This window comes from Microcystis sp. M44BS1, from assembly GCF_020244875.1.
Lineage (GTDB): Bacteria > Cyanobacteriota > Cyanobacteriia > Cyanobacteriales > Microcystaceae > Microcystis > Microcystis panniformis.
Window position 1 is genome coordinate 1 of the sequence record NZ_JADBVM010000140.1, and the last position, 23,926, is coordinate 23,926.

At 40.9% G+C, this 23,926-nt stretch carries 25 protein-coding genes, 1 tRNA gene and 2 pseudogenes; 12 read left to right on the plus strand and 16 right to left on the minus strand.

The annotated features are described in order from the left end of the window. Window positions 1-162: 162 nt before the first annotated feature. Window positions 163-1,293 (minus strand): annotated as a pseudogene (locus IM515_RS11570) (tetratricopeptide repeat protein). A gap of 280 nt (window positions 1,294-1,573) precedes the next feature. Here IM515_RS11570 and IM515_RS11575 point away from each other — a divergent pair. The 5 genes from IM515_RS11575 to IM515_RS11595 all read left to right on the plus strand — a co-directional run bounded on the left by IM515_RS11575 (window position 1,574) and on the right by IM515_RS11595 (window position 3,496). Continuing rightward, window positions 1,574-1,822, plus strand: coding sequence for a DUF433 domain-containing protein (locus IM515_RS11575; RefSeq protein ID WP_002743172.1), 249 nt, complete (start codon window positions 1,574-1,576; stop codon window positions 1,820-1,822). Next, window positions 1,813-2,181 (plus strand): DUF5615 family PIN-like protein, encoded by a 369-nt coding sequence (locus IM515_RS11580; protein ID WP_287628220.1) that lies wholly within the window; start codon window positions 1,813-1,815, stop codon window positions 2,179-2,181. Before IM515_RS11575 ends, IM515_RS11580 begins: the two co-directional genes overlap by 10 nt. A 329-nt stretch (window positions 2,182-2,510) precedes the next feature. Beyond that, on the plus strand, window positions 2,511-2,762 hold the full coding sequence (locus tag IM515_RS11585) for a hypothetical protein (RefSeq protein ID WP_287628221.1): 252 nt from the start codon (window positions 2,511-2,513) through the stop codon (window positions 2,760-2,762). Window positions 2,763-2,822: 60 nt separating this feature from the next. Further along, window positions 2,823-3,086 carry a hypothetical protein gene (locus IM515_RS11590; protein ID WP_002766985.1) on the plus strand — a complete coding sequence of 88 codons (264 nt, stop codon included), beginning with the start codon at window positions 2,823-2,825 and terminating at the stop codon, window positions 3,084-3,086. Beyond that, entirely contained in the window at window positions 3,083-3,496 is a 414-nt protein-coding gene (locus tag IM515_RS11595; protein ID WP_002801446.1) for a type II toxin-antitoxin system VapC family toxin, read from the plus strand. The genes IM515_RS11590 and IM515_RS11595 overlap by 4 nt, the downstream gene beginning before the upstream one ends. A 10-nt stretch (window positions 3,497-3,506) precedes the next feature. On the opposite strand, the gene IM515_RS11600 is transcribed toward IM515_RS11595, so the two are convergent. Then, window positions 3,507-4,826 carry a tetratricopeptide repeat protein gene (locus IM515_RS11600; protein WP_287628222.1) on the minus strand — a complete coding sequence of 440 codons (1,320 nt, stop codon included), beginning with the start codon at window positions 4,824-4,826 and terminating at the stop codon, window positions 3,507-3,509. A gap of 277 nt (window positions 4,827-5,103) precedes the next feature. Next, window positions 5,104-5,177: transfer RNA gene (locus IM515_RS11605), tRNA-Arg, on the minus strand. A 43-nt stretch (window positions 5,178-5,220) separates the two neighbouring features. On the opposite strand from IM515_RS11605, the gene moaC reads away from it, so the two are divergent. After that, the gene (gene moaC / locus IM515_RS11610; protein ID WP_147068865.1) at window positions 5,221-5,721 is read left to right on the plus strand and encodes a cyclic pyranopterin monophosphate synthase MoaC; all 501 of its coding nucleotides are present in this window, start codon (window positions 5,221-5,223) and stop codon (window positions 5,719-5,721) included. 291 nt (window positions 5,722-6,012) lie between these two features. Here moaC and bchH read toward each other — a convergent pair whose 3' ends face one another. Beyond that, window positions 6,013-9,678: a magnesium chelatase subunit H gene (bchH, locus tag IM515_RS11615; protein ID WP_287628223.1), complete on the minus strand. Its 3,666-nt coding sequence runs from the start codon at window positions 9,676-9,678 to the stop codon at window positions 6,013-6,015. A 381-nt stretch (window positions 9,679-10,059) separates the two neighbouring features. After that, window positions 10,060-10,341: pseudogene (locus IM515_RS11620) on the minus strand (flavin reductase family protein); the annotation flags it as partial. 292 nt (window positions 10,342-10,633) lie between these two features. Here IM515_RS11620 and IM515_RS11625 point away from each other — a divergent pair. After that, a complete protein-coding gene (locus IM515_RS11625) occupies window positions 10,634-10,918 on the plus strand; it encodes a UPF0175 family protein (RefSeq protein ID WP_002766977.1) in 285 nt (94 codons plus the stop codon). Beyond that, window positions 10,905-11,387, plus strand: coding sequence for a PIN domain-containing protein (locus IM515_RS11630; protein WP_110578515.1), 483 nt, complete (start codon window positions 10,905-10,907; stop codon window positions 11,385-11,387). Before IM515_RS11625 ends, IM515_RS11630 begins: the two co-directional genes overlap by 14 nt. Before the next feature lie 72 nt (window positions 11,388-11,459). Here IM515_RS11630 and IM515_RS11635 read toward each other — a convergent pair whose 3' ends face one another. Beyond that, complete coding sequence (locus tag IM515_RS11635; protein ID WP_287628224.1) at window positions 11,460-13,190, minus strand: diflavin flavoprotein; 1,731 nt, start codon at window positions 13,188-13,190, stop codon at window positions 11,460-11,462. A gap of 484 nt (window positions 13,191-13,674) precedes the next feature. Here IM515_RS11635 and IM515_RS11640 point away from each other — a divergent pair, with 484 nt between their 5' ends. Next, window positions 13,675-13,965 carry a hypothetical protein gene (locus tag IM515_RS11640; RefSeq protein WP_287628225.1) on the plus strand — a complete coding sequence of 97 codons (291 nt, stop codon included), beginning with the start codon at window positions 13,675-13,677 and terminating at the stop codon, window positions 13,963-13,965. 240 nt (window positions 13,966-14,205) lie between these two features. Here the strand turns inward: IM515_RS11640 and hypF are convergent, their stop codons facing one another. From hypF to IM515_RS11655, 3 genes are read right to left on the minus strand one after another with little or no spacing between them, the layout of a single operon-like run. Continuing rightward, window positions 14,206-16,470: a carbamoyltransferase HypF gene (gene hypF / locus IM515_RS11645; RefSeq protein WP_287628226.1), complete on the minus strand. Its 2,265-nt coding sequence runs from the start codon at window positions 16,468-16,470 to the stop codon at window positions 14,206-14,208. A gap of 50 nt (window positions 16,471-16,520) precedes the next feature. Next, the gene (locus IM515_RS11650; protein WP_287628227.1) at window positions 16,521-17,195 is read right to left on the minus strand and encodes an ATP-dependent Zn protease; all 675 of its coding nucleotides are present in this window, start codon (window positions 17,193-17,195) and stop codon (window positions 16,521-16,523) included. 52 nt (window positions 17,196-17,247) lie between these two features. Next, a complete protein-coding gene (locus IM515_RS11655; protein ID WP_287628228.1) occupies window positions 17,248-17,616 on the minus strand; it encodes a coiled-coil domain-containing protein in 369 nt (122 codons plus the stop codon). A gap of 500 nt (window positions 17,617-18,116) precedes the next feature. On the opposite strand from IM515_RS11655, the gene hisN reads away from it, so the two are divergent. Beyond that, window positions 18,117-18,923 (plus strand): histidinol-phosphatase, encoded by an 807-nt coding sequence (gene hisN / locus IM515_RS11660; protein WP_287628229.1) that lies wholly within the window; start codon window positions 18,117-18,119, stop codon window positions 18,921-18,923. A 48-nt stretch (window positions 18,924-18,971) separates the two neighbouring features. Here hisN and rpe read toward each other — a convergent pair whose 3' ends face one another. Further along, window positions 18,972-19,679, minus strand: coding sequence for a ribulose-phosphate 3-epimerase (rpe, locus tag IM515_RS11665; protein WP_287628230.1), 708 nt, complete (start codon window positions 19,677-19,679; stop codon window positions 18,972-18,974). A 294-nt stretch (window positions 19,680-19,973) separates the two neighbouring features. On the opposite strand from rpe, the gene IM515_RS11670 reads away from it, so the two are divergent. Continuing rightward, complete coding sequence (locus IM515_RS11670; protein ID WP_287628231.1) at window positions 19,974-20,309, plus strand: hypothetical protein; 336 nt, start codon at window positions 19,974-19,976, stop codon at window positions 20,307-20,309. 57 nt (window positions 20,310-20,366) lie between these two features. Here IM515_RS11670 and IM515_RS11675 read toward each other — a convergent pair whose 3' ends face one another. From IM515_RS11675 to IM515_RS11700, 6 genes are all read right to left on the minus strand, one after another. Next, complete coding sequence (locus IM515_RS11675; RefSeq protein ID WP_287628232.1) at window positions 20,367-20,648, minus strand: type II toxin-antitoxin system RelE/ParE family toxin; 282 nt, start codon at window positions 20,646-20,648, stop codon at window positions 20,367-20,369. After that, window positions 20,645-20,860 (minus strand): hypothetical protein, encoded by a 216-nt coding sequence (locus IM515_RS11680; RefSeq protein WP_287628234.1) that lies wholly within the window; start codon window positions 20,858-20,860, stop codon window positions 20,645-20,647. The genes IM515_RS11675 and IM515_RS11680 overlap by 4 nt, the downstream gene beginning before the upstream one ends. A gap of 593 nt (window positions 20,861-21,453) precedes the next feature. Beyond that, window positions 21,454-22,128 (minus strand): HAS-barrel domain-containing protein, encoded by a 675-nt coding sequence (locus IM515_RS11685; protein ID WP_002759297.1) that lies wholly within the window; start codon window positions 22,126-22,128, stop codon window positions 21,454-21,456. Window positions 22,129-22,130: 2 nt separating this feature from the next. Next, the gene (locus IM515_RS11690) at window positions 22,131-22,325 is read right to left on the minus strand and encodes an NAD(P)H dehydrogenase subunit NdhS (protein WP_002759298.1); all 195 of its coding nucleotides are present in this window, start codon (window positions 22,323-22,325) and stop codon (window positions 22,131-22,133) included. A 446-nt stretch (window positions 22,326-22,771) separates the two neighbouring features. Beyond that, the gene (locus IM515_RS11695) at window positions 22,772-22,981 is read right to left on the minus strand and encodes a DUF2283 domain-containing protein (RefSeq protein ID WP_223211798.1); all 210 of its coding nucleotides are present in this window, start codon (window positions 22,979-22,981) and stop codon (window positions 22,772-22,774) included. A gap of 1 nt (window position 22,982) precedes the next feature. After that, window positions 22,983-23,264 carry a hypothetical protein gene (locus IM515_RS11700; protein WP_061431492.1) on the minus strand — a complete coding sequence of 94 codons (282 nt, stop codon included), beginning with the start codon at window positions 23,262-23,264 and terminating at the stop codon, window positions 22,983-22,985. A 374-nt stretch (window positions 23,265-23,638) separates the two neighbouring features. Here IM515_RS11700 and IM515_RS11705 point away from each other — a divergent pair. After that, window positions 23,639-23,926: REP-associated tyrosine transposase (locus tag IM515_RS11705; protein ID WP_287628235.1), on the plus strand; the 288-nt coding region annotated here is incomplete at its 3' end.

Below are 23,926 nucleotides of genomic sequence, written 5' to 3' on the forward strand. Positions count from 1 at the left end.
CATCATCTCGTTCATCTCGTTCCCAGGTTCTACCTGGGAACGCTTTATTCAGGTTCTACCTGAATACTATTTTAAGGCAGAGCCTTAAATATTGTGTTCCAAGGCAGAGCCTTGGAACAAGCGACTTGGAACAAGCGACAAGCTATCCAAACAAGCGATAATTCATCCATATTTATTAATGTCATTAATTATTTTATCCAATTTCTGAACCTGCGAAGTATCTCCTAACTGATTATAAGTCCCCTTCGCCTTAGTTAACCACTGTATCGCCTCATCCTTATTTCCCAAGAGACGATAAGCTATTCCTCAACCCGCTTGTATCTCCGCTTGTCCTGACAAATTCTCGGTATTTGTTGCCAGTTTTAACGCCTTATCATAAGGGTTTTTTGCCAACTGAGGTAAACCAATCTTAAGGTAAGTATCCCCTAACAGTTGATAAACCGTAGCAACCTGACTATTTTGCTTCACCAATCCTTCTAATACCTCAACCGCATCCCCATACAACCCATAACCTCGATAAAGATGCGCTAAAACTAACCCTGCTTCCTCTGGGGATAATTGCTGCTGTTGAACAGCTTTAACAGCATCTAAAACCGTTTTCTTCGTCTGTTCATCTAATACTGTAAACCCGACGTTTTCATCATCACGTCTAGAAGACGCACCATTATCAGCTTCTATGGTTACTCGATATCGCCTTCCTGCTTCCAGAGGAGGTTCACCAGGATAGACTATTTCAGTTTTATTTGTCTGCGTTTCCCAATTAACCCCATCTATTTTGATAGTATAATTAGTTGCACCCGGAACAGCATTCCACCGCAGTCGAGGACGATTGGTGAGAATATTCGTTTGACGAGGAGTAATTAGGTAAGGTAATTTTGCCAAGACTTCTTCTCTTTGTCCTGCGGGACGGGGGGTCATGTTTTCGTGAAGGCGAATGGTATTGGGAAGTGAGAGGGTAAGATTATTACTATTGACAAGTCGAATCACAGGATTTCCCCGAGGACAGCCGCTAGAAACAATATACTTTCCCGGTTTAACCGTCCACTGCTTGAGATTACTACAATAAACCTTAACCGAAGCGTTAGCTGCCACTTCTAACTTATCATCAAAACTGAGGGTAAGTCCGACAGAAGCGGGAAGAGGTTTTTTCCATTGTGGTTTTTTAACGGTAACTTTCCCTTTTACCTGAAAAATTGTGTTAACTCCAACAGTGTTGCTAAAAGTCGCCGCCGGAAATACTACCGTAATTAATATCAGGGAAATGGGGGTAAAGAGTTTGAGAAATTTATTCATGGGTTGAATCAATTGAGGTTTGGCTTTAATTAGGTTCGTTGTTGAACTTTAGTCATAAAATTTCAGAAAACGGGTTTTTTCAAAAAACCCGTTTTCTCGTCTAACTTGTTATACTATACTACTACAACTTAAAACCTCACCATTCCCTAATCTTCCCTGTGGGGTTGGAGACAAGCTTTGCACCCTCACTGAAGGAGTAATTTCCCACTTCCGCTCGCAACTATAGAATTAGCTATAATAAAATTACCACAGGTATCATCTTCATATTTCTGGAAACTATATGACCTTAAAACAATTAGACAGAATTACTTTTAACTCCAAAATTATGGCAGGTCAAGCCTGTATTCGAGGAATGCGTATTCCTGTTTCTTTAATTCTTAATCTACTTGCTAACGAAAAGCCGATAGAGGAAATATTAGAGGAATACCCTGACCTAGAAAGAGAAGATATTCACCAATGTTTATTATATGCTTCTTGGTTAGCCAGAGAACAAGTTCATCATTTTGAATTAATCGAGCAATGGAGATAGAGTTTCTAGCCGATATGGGGATTTATCTGCGTACAGTCTCATGGTTAAGAGAACAAGTTTATTATGTCGTTCATCTTCGAGATGAAGGCTTACAAACTTTATCTGATCAGGAAATTCTTGCCAAAGCAAAAAGAGAAAAGCGGATAATTTTAACTGTCGATCTAGATTTTTCTCAACTTCTCGCTATTAGTGTTGATAATTTACCAAGTGTCATCCTATTCCGTTTAGGCAATGAAAACTACAATCTAATTAATCAGCGTTTAACTATAGTTTTACGAGATTGTACAAAAGCATTAAAGACGGGAGCAATTGTGTCAGTGACAGATCGTATTTTTCGGATTAGACTTTTACCAATTTAAGATTTTTGCTTTATAGCGTTCATGGAGTCTTCCCGTTAATTCCATCTTAAATATTGTGTTCCAAAAGCGAACACCTTTAAGTAGTCATGCAAAATAAATTTCCTAGTGAAGACAGGCAAGAGGCAATAGGCAAGAGGCAAAAGCTTTATCGAAATGTGTAATTAATTTTGCTTAGGTACTTATTATTGAGTACAAATTATAACATCGGTGAATAATCTCTGTGTTCTTTGTGTCTCTGTGGTTAATTCCCCTCGATAATCTCCGTACCTCGCTCCAACTTGAAAATGCTATAATAAAAGTAACCTATTATCACTAAGGAACCTTTAATCATGACTAACTTAAACAATTATTCAACCTCTAACACATCCGAAGAGCCTGAGTTATCAATGGAAGAACTCGATGCTAAATGGGATGCACTAGAAAATGACCCAGAATTTCGCAAAAAACCTTTTTGGCAAAGAATTGTTGAGATTGGTAACGTTGTTCCCCAATCAGAATGGCGAAAACACTTACCTACAGACTTTGCGCGCAACGCGGAACATTATATGTACGGCGCACCGAGAGAAGATGAGGAAGAATAACAAACACAGAACTAACGTCAATTCAAAGTTATAATATATGTAGTAAACCAATCCCACTAAATGATTATGAATCCCCCAAACAATCCCACTCGCACAGAAGAAATTCCGACAATAGAGGAACTTCCGACAATAGCTGAATTACAAGCAAAATTCGCTCAACTTCAAGCTGATCCCGAATTCCGCAAAAAACCTTTTTGGCAAAGAATTGCAGAAATTGGCGCACTTGTTCCCCAGTCAGAATGGCGAAAACACTTACCTACAGACTTTGCGCGTAATTTTGAACACTATATGTACGGCGCACCAAGAGAAGATGAGGAAGAATGAGAAAAATTTTCTTAGATACATCCTATTTGCAAGCACTCGCTGATTATAGAGACAATCTCCATGAACTTGCCACACTAATGACAGTAAGACTAGGAAAATTTACAGGAATTACTAGCGAAATGATTTTGACAGAATTACTTAACGCATTGTCAGGAAGAGGAGATTATCTACGCCAATCTGCTATTAACTTAACCAACGATTTGAAAAACGATTCTAGTATAGAAATCATTCCCCAAACCAGTGAACAATTTCAGCAAGCTTTTGATTTTTACCAAAGACGATTAGATAAAGGATACAGTTTAACTGATTGTGCTTCCATGCAGATTATGAGACAACTGGAAATCTCTGAAATATTAACCTTTGATAAGCATTTTCAGCAAGAAGGATTTAGCGCATTACTCAGAGAATAGTCACTAAACTTTACTTCACTTTAATTTTTTTCCTCGCTTCATATAACCATTGCTCCTCCTCCGTATTAATTTCCCTCCCTTCGGCTAATTTAAGACATTTACGCCAATTTTCCTGAGATAATTTCTTGTCTTCTTTTTCTAAAAGTTGAGCATAAATACAAAAAGCAGCACCGGGATTGCGGATAAATTTCTGATAAGCTGGATTTTCAGCGATACCAATAGCAACTAAAAGATTAGGAACTGCATCTTCACTGCGATTTTGCTTAAATCTGGCCCAGCCTAGATTTTTATAAATACTATATTTTTGTACTGCTAAATTGCGTTTCTCCTCTTCAGTAAATTGGTCTAGTTTTTCATCTTTTTCTGCTAATAATCTCTTGGCTTTTTCCAGTAACTCTACCGCTTCTGCATTCTTATTATCGCGCAGATACCAATAAGCGAGATTATTATAAGCATCTATAAAACCACCTTTTGCCGCAATTAAATAGTGTTTCTTCCCATTAGTCAAATCCTGTAACTCTTCGTAAAGTGTTGCCAACTTATAATGAGCATCTAAATTATCTGGATCTAACTCAATTGCTTTTAAATACTTCTCTTCGGCTGAAGCTAAATTAGGAAGTTCTTGACTTGCTGGCGGAGGAGATTGTAAACGGTTGCCTTCTTGCTTATAAAGCTCAGAAAACCAAGAGAAATTTAGATAAATTCCCAAGAGAATAGCAAAGACTATTACTGTTACAGAAAACTGTATTTCTTCATACCAATGTTCAGCAATCCCAAGCAATTTCATTAACTTAACAAAACCCTTCTGGCGCGTCCGTGTGAGAGCATTTTCAGTTTGTAATAAAGAAATGAAAGTCGAAAAAATAACACCTCCTATTTCTAGCAAACCTGAACCACCACTAAGAAACCGAGTAGCAATCGTTCCGATTAATGTAAAATTAACCCCTAATAAAACCAGTTTACCGATTCTCAATAGCCAATCAAAGCGATTGCAAGGATGCAAAGATTCCCTACTTTCTAAATGCCACCACCAAGCCTGAGCAGACATAGGTAAAGTCTCCCGATATTCAGCTAAGTCAAGAACTTGAGTAATTTTGTAGCTTTTCTGTTTTAATCTATTATCTTGTTCGATTAATTTTGACGACATATCAACCGAAATTTCCGCCTCAGCTTCCATTTGTTTATGAAGAGCATCTCTGGCGGCAATAATTTCTAAAGCCTGTGCTTTTTTCAGAGATTTATTATGAGAAGTATCTAAATAATTTAGAGCATTCTGGTAACGCTCTAAAGCAACTTGAAAGGGTGTCGGCACAGGTGCAGGAGAATTCATATTATACTAAATCCGTTGAGCATAGGTTACTTATAAAAACAGGCAAAAGGCAAAAGGGGGAATAAATAATCAGTTTTTAATAACCAGATTTAGTATTATACAATCCTAAAAGTTTAGTTTCTTTCACTGTTTGAGGGTAAAAAATACCTCGGCAAAACTGGCTGATGATACTAAATCCTGTTTAAAAAGTATAGGAAAGTGGGAAGATGGGGCAAAAAACCAAAGGAATTAGGAACTATATGTCCCTAATTCCTGTAGTATATGCCATTGTATGTAACGGGCTTGGAGAGACTCGAACTCCCGACCTTGTGGTCCGTAGCCACACGCTCTAATCCACTAAGCTACAAGCCCTTGTTTTTCTCAACAGTAAACTACTATAGCACAGGTTCATTCAATGACGCAAGAGGGTAAAGAAAAATTATCTCATCTCGACAGCCAAGGCGAGGCCCGGATGGTGGATGTATCGGAGAAAATGCCCACTAAACGCACTGCTATCGCCCTAGGACAAGTGAGAATGCTAAAAACGACTTTTGAAGCCATAGAACAGGGAAATGCGCCCAAAGGTGACGTTTTAGGGACGGCCAGACTAGCAGGAATTATGGCGGCCAAACAAACTTCCTGTTTAATTCCCCTTTGCCATCCCTTACCCCTGCAAAAAATCAATGTTCAGATTATCCCGAAAGCAGAGTTACCCGGCTACGAAATTCGGGCAGAAGTGGTGACAAAATCGGAAACTGGGGTAGAAATGGAAGCTTTAACGGCGGTATCTGTGGCAGCCTTGACTTTATACGATATGGCTAAAGCGTTAGAAAAATCAATCCTGATTGAAAATATCCGTCTGCTGAGTAAAACAGGAGGGAAATCAGATTATCATCAGGATTCCCTGTTGCGATGAAAACCCGGGTGCATCTCACATTTGCAGAAATACCGACAATCAGCAATTATCAGTGACTCTTAAATTATTACAGATGGGTCAGCGGCTGCGTGTAAGCATCCCACCGAAAAACTAATGCGCGGGGGGTTTGGGGGCGGCGCCACGCCCCCAACGGGGGGTTTGGGGGGTAGAACCCCCCAAAGGCTTGGATTGAGTGGTAAAATCGGAAGTAATGACCGATTTTAGCCGAGAGTGTCCCCGTAAAAATCCCAACTTGGTAGATTGACAAAAATGAGATGCAGCCTAAAAAACCTAAGTAACCCCTTCTAACTTTTCATCGGTCAATTGATATAATTCCTGTAATTTCTCTAATTTGTCGGGGTCTGCTTGCCAAAAACCGCGACCCTGTGCTTCTAACATTCTACCGACAATATTACGGAAAGCTTCGGGATTAGCTTGACGCAATTTTTCCGCCATTTCTGCATCAAAAGCGTAGGTATCGGCTGCCTGATCATACACCCAATCGTCACTAAAATTAGCCGTACCGCCCCAACCAATTAAAGCGGTCATTCTTTGGGAGATTTCGTAGGCCCCACCAGAACCTTGATTAACCATGGCATTGGCCCATTTAGGATTGAGTAATTTACTGCGGTATTCTAAGCGCAAAACCTCCTCTAATTTGCGGGGAGTTGTATCATTGGAAAAACTCTCGACAAAACTTGTCATTACCCGTTTACCGCTTTGTTTTTCTGCGGCTAATTTTAATCCTCCCGTGTTGCCGTAGTATTCCTGAATATCGGTTAAACCGTATTCTACCGAGTCAATTTCTTGGATAATACTTTCACTGGTTTTTAATAACTGTTGTAGCACTTCTGGCCGCGCTTGTCCCTTATCTTGACGACCATAACTAAAAACATTACGCTTTTCCCAAGTTTTCGCTAATTCGTTGTCATTGTCCCAATTTCCCTCCACTACTTGGTCATTAACTAAAGAGCCAAAATCCCCGGCAGGATTGGAAAATAAACGAGCGCTGGCATTGTCAATTCCTTGACTTTTTAAGGCTAAATAGTGCTTACGGATATAATTATCATTTTCCGATTCTTCTATCTCGGCTGCCCGCTGCATTAAATCATCCAATAACTCGATAATATTGATAAAAGTATCCCGAAAAATTCCCGATAAATTAGCCAGAATATCGATGCGCGGGTGTCCAATTTCCCCTAGAGGTTTTAATTCATACCTGACAATTCTTCCTGTTCCCTCTTTCACCGGTTCCGCACCGACTAATTCTAAGAGAATACCCAGGGATTCACCCTTAGTTTTAATCACATCTAATCCCCAGAGTAAAACTGCTACAGTTTCGGGATATTTTCCTTTTTCGGTTAAGTTTTGTTCTAGCAGTTTTTTGGCGATTTCCCGTCCGCGGGTGTAGGCTGCTGGGGAAGGCATCCGGTAGGGGTCTAAAGCGTGTATATTGCGTCCTGTGGGCAAAACTCCCGCACCATCCCGGAGTAAATCCCCCCCCGGTGCCGGTGGTACATATTCCCCATTTAATCCCCGCAAAAGATTAGTTAACTCTTCGCTATTTTGTCCTAATAAATTTTTAATAGTAATGCCTTCTTTAAGCTTTTCATTGGTTGCTTCGTCAGCGATAATTTGCTGAAATTCTCGCTCAGATAAATCGGTGAAATAAGCATCAAGATAACCTTTTAATTCTTCCTGATTAGGAGCAGTTCCTAGGGTGTGTAAACCCGAAGAAAATAGTCTTTGTTCGACGATTTGTAGGTAATTATACACCTTGACAAAATAATCGGTTAGTGCATAGCGGCTAAATAATTTGGCATTTTCTAAAGTGAATTCTATTCCCTGTTTTTCTGCTTCCAGAAAAGGACAATCTTTAGAGATACCTGTATCAATAATCTTTTGGAGGATACTATCTCTTAAAGCGTAATTTTTCTCAGGATTTTCTCGAAACTCTGCAATCAAATCTCGTAAAATCATCAATTCTTTATATAATCCCGCTCGTCCGTAGGGAGGCACATTATGGGAAATTAACACCCCATAACCGCGACGTTTAGCTAGGATAGATTCCGAGGGATTATTAGCGGCATAAATATATAAATTCGGTAAATCTCCTAATAAAATATCTGACCAAGAATAACCAGTATTTCCTAGGGGTGAACCGGGCAGCCATTCGACAGTTCCGTGCATACCAAAATGAACGAGCGCATCGGTCTTAAAATCTTTTTGTAACCACTGATAAAAGGCTGCATACTGAGGGTGAGGAGTTAAATCTTTTTCAAACATTAACCGCATCGGATCCCCAGCAATTCCTAAAGGTGGTTGCACTCCAATCCAGATATTACCTAACTCAATTCCCCCTAAATGATACTGATCGCCAATAGTTTTTATCCCCGCATCTTTTAGGGATTTCCAGTGCTTTTCGATGCGAGAGGTTAACAGATAACCTAGCCAATTTTCTAAAGTTTCTATCGATAAACGATTTTGTTTAGAGAGATTTTCATCATCGGCAAACTTAACTTTTTGAATAATTTCTTCCCCGTCTTCGGGAATCGTTCCCAGATTATAACCCTGCGCTTGTAAAGCTTGTAAAAACTTAACTAAACTCCGGGGAACATTTAATAAAGCTGCCGTACCAACTGCCCCATAACCCGGGGGAAATCCATAGAGAATGATGGCTATTTTGCGTTCTTGGGGAGGGGTTTTATGTAACTTAATCCAACTGTTTAAACGTCCAGTTAAACGCTGTAATCTTTCGGGGATTAAATAGATAGTTTCCCCCACTAATCCCCCCAGAGGAATCGTATCAATTGCTCCATCTAATTCCGGTAAAGCGTATAGAACCACACTCTGTAAACCACCGATTCCCTGTCTTGTCCAAGAATAAATATCTTGAATCAATAAAGGGGCAGCGATAAGATAAGGAATATTTTTAGCGGACAGAATTCGTTTAGCCACTTCTACCTGTCTTCCTGCTTCCATAGAACCCGCGGGACCACCCACCAAAGGAAAGCCAATCGTCGAAACAATTGCATCTACTGTCACCGCATCTTCACTTAAAGAAGGAGTTTCAATGATTCCTTTTTTTCTTTGCTGAATTTCGTAGTCTGTGGTTAACCAATCCCGAACAATTGTATGACCTTCCACTCCGTTAATAAACACGGGTAAGGGAATTAAATTAGCCGTTTCAAAATGACGGATTAATTGATTAATATAGGGTAGTTTACTGATAACGTGCTTCCGATAAAGCAGCAGTGCCACCACTGGTTTATCAAGGGATTTATTTTTTTGATACCATGTCAAATATTCTTGGGGAGTGAGAAAATAACCCTGATAATCTGGGTGTAATAGTCCCTTATTGGGAGTTTCGATGACTTCGGGTATTTCCTGTACTTTTAATCCTAGATATTTTTGGGCAATTACCCAACACATAGCGGCAACATTTTCGGTTCCTCCCGCATTCCAATAACCGTAGATAATTAACCAATTACGCAAATCTTGAACTTTTTTAGCGGGAATAAATTTCAGCAGTTTCGGACCAGTTTTGAGGAAACTGAGATAACCTGCTAACTTATCTTCTTCCTTGCCACTGGAAAATTTACTCAAGATAAATTGAATTGGTTTTGGCATTCCTTTTGGTTTATCCCCGATGGCAAATTCTCCCAAACGGGTTAAACTCATTAACTCTAAAGCAGACTCAAAAACTAAGCGAATGGGAATCTGTGCCGCTCGTTGCCGCAGCCAAGTAACTTGATCGTAATCGAAGATCAAACTAGCAAAAAAAACGTCGGCAGTGGCTAAAGCTTGCTCGACTATTTCCGGTTCGCTCGTCAAGGATTTATCGCTGAATACTTTTACTTCTAAATCGGGACATTTAGAACTAGCCAACAGGCCCGATTGCCGATATAAATTGGTGTTAAAGGTTTCAAAGCCAACAATTAAAACAATGCTTTTCATAAGAATATATTTTTATACTAAATCTGGTTATTAAAAACTGATTATTTATTCCCCCTTTTGCATGAGTGCCTCTCCTGATATGTAGCTTATACTCAACGGATGGCCGTATTACTTGCGATTTTATCACTCAATCCAAGCCTTTGGGGGGTTCTACCCCCCAAACCCCCCGTTGGGGGCGTGGCGCCGCCCCCAAACCCCCCGCGCATTAGTTTTTCGGTGGGATGCTTACACGCAGCCGCTGATACATCTGTAATAATTTAAGAGTCACTGCACTTGCGGGAGTGTCTATCCTGATATGTAGCCTGATTTAGTATTAGATTAGACCAATCAGGGTGGGTTATCCTGCCTGAAAACACCCCCTGAAATGATCATAACAACAAATTAATAATAACTGCCGGATTTGCGATGATGGATGGCGGTTAAACCTTGGTGTAAAACCTTGCCTTTTTCTGCGATCGCATAAAGCAGCCAATGATCACCGCACTCCATTCGTTGTTCTACCCGACATTCCAGATAAGCGAGCGCCTCGGCCAAAATCGGCCCACCGTTCTCAGCTTTAGTGGTTTCGATATTAGCGAAACGATCTTCTCCTGGAGTAAAAGGTTTAAGAAAATGCTTCATTTAAGCTATATGTTGTCCTTCTTGCCGGATATTAAGGACAAAATGGATATAAAGTGGGTAGAGTCGATGGGAGGTATTATCAGCAATTCTCATTTTAAGGTTTCATGACATTAAAACCCTTGCACCTAGAGGGGTTAATAATTCTTAACGAATCTCTAGATCGCTGAAACAACGCAAAATCGTTTCAAAATGAGAATTGCTGCCATCCTTATGAGAAACGCTGTAAGCTGTAATAATTAAGAGACATCTTAAAAAAAGTCAGAAACCCTTCTGTTCCCTGTTCCGGAGTTCCCTTGTCTCTAAAGTTAACTTTATTTTTAACTAGGTACTTAGAATGAAAAATGAAACATTAAATCTAGAATTTTCTCCCGATGTTCTTGCCGCTTTAAAAATAGGAATTGATGAACTCGGTCAAGAAATTAAACTTCTGGCCGCTATTTATTATTTTCAAGAAAAGCGACTTTCTTTAGGAAAAGCGGCGGAATTAGCGAGAATTAATCGCCTAGAATTTATGGATATTTTGTCTAAAAAAGGGATTGTATTGTTTGATTATGACGAATCGGCGTTAGCGGTTGAATTAAAGGGAATAGAAAAACTGGAGCCTGATGATTGTAAGTAACGCTACTCCCCTCATCGCTTTTGCGCGAATTGGTCAACTCGGTCTTTTACAAGAAATAGTTAAAAGCATCATTATTCCTAAGGCAGTAGCTCTTGAAATCAGCACTTACGATCAAGACAAAACTGGCTCGATCGATCTATTACGAGAACAGTGGATTTCTGTCCGAGAAATCGCCTCTCAACAGCAGGTTTCCTTACTATTACCGACTCTAGATCGAGGAGAATCAGAAGTCATCGTCCTTGCACTAGAACAAAAAGCCTCTTTAGTGCTTATCGATGAATTAGCTGCTCGTCAGGTGTGTAAATCTCTCAATATTCCAATTACAGGTTCGATCGGTATTTTAATTAAAGCAAAACAGTTGGGAAAGATCGCTGCAGTCAAACCTTACATAGAAACGATGCAACAACAAGGCATATACTACAGCCAGAAATTTATTGATCTTGTTTTACAAACAGTAGCAGAAGGATAGGGGAGAGTATTGTTCACTTTCGGGATCAGCCGAAACCCTTGTTTTTTGCGATCCCTTGCCCGTCACCATGAGTTAATAATAACTGCCGGATTTGCGATGATGGATAGCGGTTAAACCCTGGTGTAAAACCTTGCCTTTTTCTGCGATCGCATAAAGCAGCCAATGATCACCGCACTCCATTCGTTGTTCTACCCGACATTCCAGATAAGCGAGCGCTTCGGCCAGAATCGGCCCACCGTTCTCAGCTTTAGTGGTTTCGATATTAGCAAAACGATCTTCTCCAGGAGTAAAAGGTTTAAGAAAATGCTTCATTAAAGCCAAATGTTGACCTTCTTGGAGGATATTAAGGACAAAAGGCGTACCGCTATAAAGCAGAGACTCGATCGCTCGTTCTTTCGCCACGGCAATAGTCAATCCGGGGGGAGTGAACGTCGCTTGCGATACCCAAGAGGCTAACATGGCACCGCGCAATTCTCCCAATTCGCAGGTGACGATACAGAGAGAACCCACCAAACGGCCCAGGGCTTGCGATCGCCGATCGCTTTGGGATTGGTTAACATTAGTTTTCGGTTGTCTGCTTTTGCGAGCTTTTTTGACTGCTTGAGCGAAATCGGTTCCCGCTTCCTCACAGGTCTTTAAAATTGCCTCCGTGGGTTTAAATTTAACCCGAATTGGCTCAAAACCGAAGCGATAACCGCCATCCCGGAATTTACCTTCCAAAAGATCGATCGCTTCACCACTCCAACCGTAGGAGCCAAAAACCCCCACCAGCTTGCTTTTATCGCCATTGGACAGGGTAATCCCCAAGGCGGTTTGGATGGGAGTCGGTGCGTGTCCTCCCAAAGTGGGGGAACCAAAGATAAAACCGACACTTTTTTCGATCGCCGTTTTGATCTCGTCCGGTTCAGCGAACTCGGCGTTAATCGCCGTCACTGCTACTCCCGCTTTCGTGATCCCCATGGCGATCGCTTGAGCGAGGGTGGCGGTGTTGCCGTAGGCACTAGCATAAATCAGGGCGATTGTCAACTCTTGGGACTTTTGTACTGCTAACCATTGTTGATAGGAAAGGGTCAATTCGTGCATCCCGTAACGCACCAGAGGACCGTGACCAACAGCATAAAATAAGGGCGATTTAGCGGCTAATTTCTCCAAAGCGTTGCTAATTTGGCTGGCATAGGGAGCCATGAGACAATCAAAATAATAACGCCGATCTTCGTTATAAACGCTCCAACCCTCATCAAAAATTTGGTCGCCACAAACGTGCGCTCCGAATAATTTATCGGTGTAGAGAATATCGGTTTTACTGTCGTAGGTACAGAGTTGATCGGGAAATCTGGGGTTAGGAGTGGGGATAAATTCTAATTGATGGTTTGCTCCTAAATTTAATATTTCTTCCCCCTTGACAACCAACAGATTTAATGCTTCGGTTTCAAGAATTTTTTTCAGGGAAATTGCCCCCGGATTGGAACAAACAAAAGTGACTTGAGGCGCAATTTCTAAAAGTGCCTTGAGGGTGACGGCACGATTGGGGTTAACGTGACCGAGGATAATATAATCAATAGTTTTCGGATCGATTCTTTTAGTTAAAGCCTCTAAAAATATGGCCGAGAATGATTCCCCCGGTGGATCAAAAAGAGCGACCTTTTCACCTTTAATCAGATAACTATTGGCGGTGGTTCCCTTTTGTAATCCGTATTCGATCTCGAATTTTAACCGGTCCCAAGTGCGGGAACGAAAAACAAAAGTATCGACGGCAATCGGTGCTACTTGTACATCTCTCGGTTTGACAATTGCATTATTCATAATCTTAGTTACCAGTTATCAGTTAAGTAGTCAATTAGTTAAGCGGCAACTTGAGGCTGTCATCATTTTTTACTAGGCAAGTTTGGCATCAAAGTCAACACTTGATTTTTAACTAAATACAGCCTTTTATCGCTGGGGACGAGTGGGGAAATTTACAGGTTAAGTAGGGAGGTACAATTATTTGTAGGATGGGTTAGCGGTAGCGTAACATAATCGGGGGTTGGGTTTCATGCTTCAACCCAACCTACGTTCTAGGGACGAGTGGGGAAATTTACAGGTTATCTTGCCAGCCGGAAGGACATCAATATCTAAAGTACACCATCTCCGGGAAGAAACCTAGCTTCTAGCAATTTGTTCGCGGGTAAGAATACTCCTCTGGGGGGATTTGCCAGTCTATTGAGAAATTCTAAAGGGAAGGTGATCCCCAGAAGGGAAGTGCTAGTCTGGGGGAAACCCTGCTCTCTCCCTATCAGGCAAAGTTTTTATGAGCTATCAGCACTCGTCTTTTGACTGCACTAGCGCCAATTTTGAGAAAGCCGCTTTGAGTCATTTTCGCTCTCTTGTGGCTTTTTTACCGGATAATTGCCGTGTTTACCGACAAACTTGGGAATTTTCTACGGTTCTCTGTCTCGATTTTCTAGCCTGTTTGCAGGGACTAGCAATCACTCATCAAAATTTCGCCCATCTAGTTAATGTGACACAAGAACTGGGTTTAGGTCAAGCAATTATTTTGAAAGTAGGCAATAAAATCGTCGAGTGGCATCGTTTAAGCTAAAATCTCAATTTTCGACAATCCCAACAGTCTAGAAAAAAATCGGCTCTCTGTGTTCTTTGTGTCTCTGTGGTTTATAACTACCTCTTGCCTGTCCTAACCAAGAAGTTAATTTTGTCCTAAGTAGGGAGGCACAATTATTTGTAGGATGGGTTAGCGGTAGCGTAACATAATCGGGCGTTGGGTTTCATACTTCAACCCAACCTACGTTCATCTTATATTTAATTCCACCCACCTACTTATCTAGAACTGTTTAAGTTGAGAAAAAGCTCCGATAATTTGACCAAGGCTAATACCACCATCATTAGTGGGAACAGTTTGCTGCCAGTAGGGTTGAAATCCCGAAGCTTGTAGGCGATTAATTGTTCTTTCCGTCAGATAACGATTTTGAAAACAGCCTCCCGTCAGGAGAATTTTTTCTCTACCTATTTTCTGAGCAATTTCTACAATAATCTCACATAAACTATTATGAAATTTAGCGGCAATTATGCCGATTTGTACTTGTTTTTCTAAATCCTCAACAACTCCTAAAATTATCTGATTCCAATCAATAACTGTGGGGGAGTCGGCGGACAAAGAAAAATGATAATATTCCTCCGTTTTAATGCCATCAAGAGCAAATTCTAGCTGCATTGCTGCTTGTCCCTCAAAACTTAATTGATAACATAAACCTAGAATCGCCGCCACACCATCAAACAAACGCCCGACACTAGAAGTTAAAGGACAATTAACTTTTTTTGTTAACATTTGCCTAAAAATCGACCATTCCTGTTCACTAAAAGCTGATTTTATCCTATCAGTATTTTCCATAACTTCTAGTAATCCTAAAGCCACTCGTCTGGGTTCTTTAACCGCTTTTTCTCCTCCCAGTAATGGCCAGGGTTTAAAATGGGCGACTCGCTGCCAAGAATCGGCAGCAATATGGATAAATTCTCCCCCCCAAATTGTGCCGTCTAAACCGTATCCCGTTCCATCCCAAGCAACCCCTAAAACCGGAGGTTGTAGCTGATGTTCTGCCATGCAGGATAAAACGTGAGCGTAATGGTGTTGAATGGGAATAACGGGCAAATTTAAGCTATAAGCGTACTTAGTTGCTAGATATTCTGGATGAGCATCACAGGCAATAATTTCCGGTACAAACTCGTATAATTTTTTAAAACTATCGAGGATATTTTCAAAATGATTAACGGTATTAACTGTATCTAAATCGCCGATATGTTGACTGATAAAAACTTGATTTTTTTGGTAGATAGCCACGGTATTTTTAAAATAACTTCCCACGGCCAGAATCGGGGGAAAATCTCCATCATTAACTTTAACGGGAAAGGGAGCATATCCCCGCGCTCGCCGCAAAATCATCGCTTTTCCTGCCATTTCCCTGATAATAGAGTCATCCACTGGTCGAACTATGGGACGATTGTGAACTAGAAAAAAATCGGCGATGGTTCCTAATTTTTCTAAAGCTTCTTTTTCCTCAATACAGATAGGTTCATCGGCTAGATTACCACTGGTTGCCACAATAGGAAAGCCTAATTCTGCTAATAAAAGATGGTGTAGGGGAGTATAGGGGAACATGACTCCTAGATAGGGATTACCCGGAGAAACCGAAGGAGAAAGACAATTTTTTCTTTGTTTAATCAGGACGATTGCCGCAGCAGGAGACTGCAATAATTGTGATTCTAAAGAAGAGACATAACCATGCTTTTTCACTAACTCAAGATTAGGATACATCACGGCAAAAGGCTTATCCGGTCGCTGTTTACGTTGTCGCAATTTTTGCACTGCTTCCGTATTTCTCGCATCGACAACTAGGTGAAATCCTCCTAATCCTTTGATCGCTATAATTTCTCCCTGTTGAATTGCTCTAGCAGTGGCGATTAAAGCTTGATCTTTTTCCGCTAATACAGTTCCTTGACTGTCTAAAAGACTGATTTGGGGTCCGCAACGAGGACAGGCATTCGGTTGGGCATGAAAACGGCGATCTAGAGGGTTTTCGTATTCCCTTTTACATTCGGAACACTGATTAAAACCCCTCATAGTTGTGGCACTGCGATCATAGGGTAAACCCTCGATAATACTGTAGCGAGGACCGCAGTTAGTGCAGTTAGTAAAAGGATAGCGATAACGACGATTATTCGGGTCAAAAATATCGGCTAAACAATCGGGACAAGTGGCTAAATCTGGCAGAACAATTGTATTTTTTTCACCGCCGCTGCTAGGACGTATGCTAAAGTTTTGATAACCGACGGGATTTAACCATTGAGTCTCAATATTTTCAATTAGCGATCGAGGTGGTTTTTCTAAAGATAATCGAGTCAAAAAAGTTTCTAGTTTGTCTCGATCGCCCTCGACTTCAATAAAAACTCCCGCTGCTGTATTATTCACCCAACCCGTTAGGTTTAATTCCGTTGCTAATCGATAAACAAAAGGACGAAAACCGACCCCTTGTACTGCTCCGCGCACAATTAAAGCTAATCGCTGATCGGATTGAATGCTCTGATTATTCATAAATAATTTAACGGGGAAATTATCAAATCTATCCCTGATTACTTTTCCCCTTATACTAAACTTTCACTAATCACCCGACAGCATTCTTCCACACTGGCCCTTTTTTCCATAGCTATCACTAAAGCTTGATAGGCAGTCTGTTGTTTTTCTAAAAGAGTTTTTGCCTGTAATAAACTCCAGCGCTCTTTTTGAGCATAATTATTCTCAGGAACCCCCGCTAATTTTAAGGCCGATTGCAGATAAAATCGATCGCTTTCTCCCCCTGTCGCTTTACCATAAACTAAGGTTTCGGCAGCAATTCCCGCCATCCACACCGTAGAAATTCTCTCTAAAAAAGCGGGAAAATCGGTAAAGTTCTTGACTTTTTGCTCTAAATCTGCTAGTTCAAATTGAACACCGCCGACTCCCTCCTGGCCTTGACGAAAGGCTTCCCAAGCGGTCAAACTATAACTGGCGATCGGAATACCTAAAATATAAGCGGTGAGAAAATGTCCGGCTTCGTGGTGAATAACTCTTTGACGGTGTTTACTGGGAGAAAGAGCATCCAGTAGTAAAGTCACGCCCCGGTTATTAAAGGTGAGAGTATCGACGGTAACTAATCCCAAGAGGCTAAAAGTAGCTAAAGCGGGGACAAAAGGCGAAATAGACAGCAAAGGAGTGACAAATACGGAAAGAGTGATCGAAAAAACGGTAATCGCGATCAGATTTAAGGCTGTCTGTTCCATAAAAATTAATAAAAATATACAAATGCTTAATACTATGTTACATGGCCTAGTTTTATTTTCCCCGAATCAACCAACCAATTACCCCACCCACAAAAGCAGTCACAATCGATATACCGATCTGTTTCCAGTTTTTTACCTCCCCAATTTTTTCGGCTAAATCGGGAATTTTTCCCACGGATGCCTCGATGAGTTGCACTCTTTCATTTAAACCCGTGATTTTTGCGTCTAAAGTCCTGATTTCTCCCTTAATTTCCGTCTGTCCTATCTCTAGGACTTGAATTTCTCTTTTGATCTCTCCGATGCTATTCTCGATCGCTTTTTGTCCACTCTCCAGAGAGGTTAAACGAGTTTCGATCGCTTTTTGTCCATTGATAATCAAATCTTCTAACCTTTTTAGGTCATTTTCCGTAAAAGCCGTCATCAGCTAAACTCCTAATAGATTAATTTTTTCTCGTCTTGAGATTAAGTCGATCGTTGACTAACTTAATTATGGAGTCAAAATCAAGCTGTTCCCCATTGATAGTTCTAGGTTCGACGCAGCAATAGGGATTTAGGGTGATAGGGAAATTTCCCCCACTTCCCCAATTCCCCACTTCCCTTTACCATAAATAAACATTATCGTTTTCCTCTATGGATAACTTTTATTGATGAATATTGATCGCACTATCCAAGAGGCAATAGGGATTTAGGGTGATCGGGAAATTTCCGCTAAATCCCCCACTTCCCCACTTCTTTACCATAAATAAACATTATCGTTTTCCTGTATGGATAACTTTTATTGATGAATATCGATCGCACTATCCAAGAGGCAATAGGGATTGAGGGTGATCGGGAAATTTCAGCTAAATCCCCCACTTCCCCACTTCCCCAGTCCCTACTCCTGTCTCCTGTCTTCTAAATTCTGCTGTATTGTTTCCGCTCATGAATATCGATCGCACTATCCAACTAGCTCATCAATTAGCGGACGCGTCTGGAGAGATTATCCGGCACTATTTTCGGCAGCCTCATCTAGAAACCGAAACCAAACTCGATCAAGTTTCCTCAATAGTAACAATCGCCGATCAAGAAGCTGAGGAGGCGATGGTGGCGATTATTCGGCGAGAATTACCCGAAGATGGGGTTATTCGGGAAGAAGGAACCAATATTCCCTCCCAAAGTGGTCGTTATTGGGTATTGGATCCGATCGATGGCACATCCTCTTTTGTCAAGGGATTACCGATTTTTGGGACTTTAATCGGCCTAGTGGCAGAAAATCAACCGATTTTAGGAATTGTCGATCAACCGATTTTAGGCGATCGCTGGTTAGGAGTGAAGGGAAAAGCGAGTCTTTATAATAACCAGATGATTGTTAATCCCTACTGTCAAGATCGGGAACTTGCCTTAAAAAATGCCTGTTTAGCCTCCACCACTCCCTTAATGTTTATCACAGAACGACAGCAAGCGATCGCTCGTCAGCTGCAAAGCGTCTGTAAACGTAGCGCTTTTGGGGGTGATTGTTATAACTATATGATGTTAGCCACTGGCTGCACTGCCATGGCGATGGTAATCCTAGAATCAGACCTGAAATACTACGATTTTTGTGCTTTAATCCCGATTATTGAAGGTGCGGGCGGAATAATTAGCGATTGGTCAGGTAATCCCCTACAAGCTGATTCTAGCGAAGTTTTAGCCGTCTCTAATTCGGGTTTATGGCGGCAGGTTTTAGAACAAATCAGCAGAGTAGGTTAGTGCAAATACTAAGATAATTAATCAACAGCTAACCCACCCCTGCGGCAATTAAACGGTGGCTAATTGAGGTTGGGGACGTTTGCTGTTACGGATACCTTCGATCGCCGCTGCGTAATCGGGGGCATTAAATACCGCCGAACCTGCTACGATCGCATTAGCACCCGCTTCGAGAACTTGCCAAGTATTAGCTGGTTTTAAGCCGCCATCCACTTCAATCCAGGGATCCAAGCCTTTTTCATTGCAGATTTGGCGTAATTGACGGATTTTTGGGACAACTTCTGGGATAAAACTCTGGCCACCAAAACCGGGGTTAACGCTCATAATTAAGACTAAATCGCACAAATGCAGCACATATTCGATTAAATCTAAGGGAGTGGAGGGATTTAATACCACACCCGCTTGTTTACCGAGTTCGCGGATTTGGCAAAGAGTACGATGGAGGTGGGGAGAAGCATTATGTTCAGCGTGAACAGAAATAATGTCAGCACCCGCTTTCGCAAAGTCAGCCACATATTTTTCCGGTTCCACGATCATTAAATGCACATCTAAAGGTTTTTTCGTATAGGGACGAATAGCGGAGACAATCAGGGGTCCAATGGTGATATTCGGGACAAAACGACCATCCATCACATCAACGTGAATCCAATCGGCTCCTGCCTTATCCACAGCCTCGATATCGGCTCCTAATTTACTAAAATCCGCCGATAGGATCGAGGGAGAGACTACGATCGACTTCGAGCTTCCGTTTTGGGTCATGGCTAACTATAGAATTTCGTGTTTATATTTTCGTAACAATCTTATCAGCAATCAGTGACCAGTGATCACTAATCGGATTTGAGTTTTCAGGCGGGGTAATCCCAGGGCATTTTGTATAAATTGTAACAGACAAAAATTTGTGATTGTTGTATAGCAATAACCGCTACTGACAATCAAGGATTTCTACTCTAAAATAAAATATATTGCCATCCCTGTTAGGGAATTTATTAGAAACTTAAGCTATATAAATGTGACATAATCACAGTTTCGCATTTAACCTTCATAACCTCGAATATGAATATCATTGACGCTTTAAATCTCAAAAACCCCCAAGATTACCCCTCTAGAGAAGCTTATCAGCAAGACGTTCTCAAAGCGGTACAGGTATTAATGCGTTTAGGTATTATGGATAGTCCCTCGGCCGATTTAACAGCTTCCCTAGACTCTATCCTTGAGAAATTACAAGAGGATGAACTGGCTATCTACGGTAGAAAACGCAGTAAACAAGAAATTATCGCCGATTTAAAGCAAGTTAATAGTGAAATTGTCGAACTCGATCGAGAAATAGCTGACTTAGAATGGCAAATTGCACTCAAAAAAGCTGAAATATCTGTTAATGACGCATCTTAGGTTTTTTATCTTGATTCTGGTTCGGTTTCTCCAAACTGAGCGCAATAATCATCCGCACTAATAAACTTCATCGTGAGTCCCAATTGACTCTAAAAGAATTGCCTGTTTCTGCTCATATTCAACGAATTTAAAGACAATTCTTAAATCATGGCCGACACTACAAGCATAAGAGTCTTTAAGCTCCCCTTTTAATTTGTGTGTTCTTAATCGAGGTTGAAATGGATCTACGGATAATAAAGCTAAAGTTTCTTGGAGATTTTGAACTAAAAAAGCCTGTTTTTTCACAATTTTTCGAGCATTTCTAATAAATATATTCGAGCGTAATAAAACAAAATTCACGAAAGGATTTCCTCCATGATTTGTTCAGATGTCAGGGGTTGACATTGACCTTGTGCAAATTCTTGTTGAGCTTCTTGAACACCTCTAACCAATTCCGTTCTTTTTTGATCTCGAAGACGATTCTGTAAAATATGAATGAGATTTTCTTGATCTTCAAGGGGAAGTTGCTCGGCTGCTTCTAGAATCTCTGCAAAGGTTGTTTGTATTGCCATTTTCTTAAGGGGCGATCAACTAAACTATCTAGGGTTTACAATCAAGGCTAAAAATAGCGAGAGTTACCGCATAACCATTTATTATATCGACATTTTTTGTCTAGTCAACTATTTATAACTAACTAAGTAGGGAGGCACAATTATTTGTAGGATGGGTTAGCGGTAGCGTAACCCATGCGGGCGTTGGGTTTCATACTTCAACCCAACCTACGTTCTAATCAATTAAGTCTCTTACCAGATAAGGATTTAGTCGATTTATGCCACCCTATAGAACCATACCAAGTAACGAAGAACCCATTTTTGGCGTTGTCAAATTGAAAGATGCTCCGAATCAGCACCGGAACTGAAATTACTTTGATAGGAAAGATTACATGGCATCTTGACAATTAGTGTTTAATGAACGAATAGTGCCGATAGTTGGGCTTAAGTGGGGAATAAGAGTCGCTCGATTTAGCAGTGGAATTAGCCCTACAATCGGCGTAGGGCTAATTCATGAATTAGCCCTACAATCGGCTTTGTCAAATGGAAAGATGCTCCGAATCAGCATCGGAGCATTGCATCTTTCCTCTTCTGATCTGACAACGCCGAATCATCTAAGGACTAATATGAATTTGACTGAGAATATAACGCAAGCGATCATAATCATCTTTAAGTAAAACACTTAACTGTCTGCCCACATTCACTAACCATTGTCGATCGGCTTGACGCAATTGATACATCTGACGGATAGAAGCAGCTGCCAAAGCTTCCACGGGAGTATTTTTTACCTGTAATAAAATTCGTAAAAAGTCTAATTGTTCACTAAAATAAACCACCTCTAACGACTCACATTGATAAACCGCCTGATGAATTTGTGGAGGACGGGGAGGAATATATTGATAGATATAACCTCGCCCGGCACCATTACCATTAAATTGTCCGGGCAGGGTTTCAAAACCGACAATAGTTGCCCGAAATTCCGTTTTTAACATAGCGAAAATCTGCGGCTGTTGTTCCCGCAATTCAGCCAAAGATAACCCCAAAGCTCTAGCGCGATGTACCGAATCGATGGGTGCAGTGGTGGCAAAGGTGACAATCCCAAAAATTTTATTACCCGTTTCTTCATCGTAGGCTTTTACCCAACTACCAAAAGCGGGCATAAAAGGAAAGTTTAACTCCTCTGGTTCCAAACATTGCGCTAAAAACTCGGTCGTCGTCGTCTCGATAACTTCGGCGATATGATCGGGATGGCGGTTATCCGTAGCCAATTGCGGTAAGGGTGGACGCATGGTTATTTTTTGCCTTTAGCTGGGGCAATAATTACTTCTTCTAATTCCGAGAGATTAAAGGTGACTAACTTATCCCAGTTGCCCCCCTCAAAAAGAACGGCCACTTTCCCATCGCTTAAACGCTGGGCTAAACCTTCAAATTTATAGTAGGTATCATCGGGATTGGTGACTCGAACGGTACTACCTGGCAAAATCATAGGATTGACGACGAAATTATAATTACTGTCTCTTAGCTTATCAAAAATTAGTGATCAGGGAGTCGTGACTTACCCCTACCTTCTGTTATCCTTCTTAGGCAATACGTCCCTGTTCTCTACCCGATCAGGCGATCGCAATTTGTTGATCAGGCGACAATTGTTGTACTGCTTAAATAAGCTGTTCTAAAGTTAAGGGAATGGTTCTCATCGATTTTGCTTTAATAATTTATAATTTGCTCTATTCAACCCTCAACCCCAGCCACAGGCGAGCGCACTAACTCCTAGGGTGAGCCATTCCTAAGCGTAACGCACCAATTTAATAATAAAGTTAGTGCGTGGGGTGCGGATTGTTAATTTGAGTTTTTTATCAAAGATAATCGCCGTCTAACGCACCCTACAAGATCGGCGTACTGCTAGGCAGTGCCTTCGGCATCGCACTTAACAAGTCATTGGGGGGACAAATTTAATATTTTTCCTTGGGTTGACTCTAAAATTGAATCTCGGATAAAAGAACTAGCATTAGTAATCTCTAGGCCAATTAATTCTCCTAAATCATTAAGTTCAGCCGTAATATTTGGATTAATTTCTACACTGTTAGCTTCTGGTTCATCAGAAATAGTTAAATGAAGAATGTCTTCTTGTTCAAAGTATCTCATTTTAGGTTTGCTCATGGATAGTATATCTCCCAGTTGTTAGGCGAAATCGAATTTGTTGGCGTGTTGTCGCATGAATGGTGACAGGAGTTATAAAATTATCATCGTATTCATAAGGAATAATTACTAAACGATTATCATGCTTGCCTACGGCAATAAGACGACCCGTTTCAGTATCGTAGTACCTTTCTCCAGAGTATTTGAGAATCTCTTCTATTTTAGCAAGTTCAAATCCTCTCAGTTTGGCTCGATATTGTAAGTAATCCGACCAGATAATATTCGGCATTATGAGCAGACTTTGCTAATTATCTGTTATCTATTTTAATCTAAATTCTCCTTCCCAACCCCCCAACACCGTAATCCACCGAATATTCCGTGTTTGGTGGTGCGTTCCCCATCATAAAACGAATGGAGTAACAAGGGTTGCATCAGGGAACGCACCCTACAAGATCGGTGACTGCGCTATTTTCACCTTCCCAATTATATCTTATTCGGTAACACAGAATGATAAGGTTGGTGCGTGGGGCGCGGATTATTAATTTGTTTTTTTGGTCAGTAGAGTAAAATGTAGGGTGCGTTAGACGGCGACAATCTTTGCTCTTACTTAGACTAGCAATCCGTCGTAACGCACCACCAAAGAGATATATTAAAGATAGAACAATGCCTAATTATAGAAGACCTAATGTTTCTGGCGGTACTTATTTTATTACCCAAGTTACTTATCACCGTGAACCCTGGCTCTGTAGTGAAATTGGACGGAAGGCTCTCAGAGAAGCTCTTGAAAAGGTAAGAGAAAAACATCCTTTCTCAATTGATGCTTTTGTTTTGTTACCAGAGCATTTTCATTTTTTGTTAACTTTGCCACCGGAAGATAAAAATTTTTCTCTGAGATTGCGATTGATTAAAACGTATGTTACCAAGCATTATGCAGAACAATTAGGTGTTAAC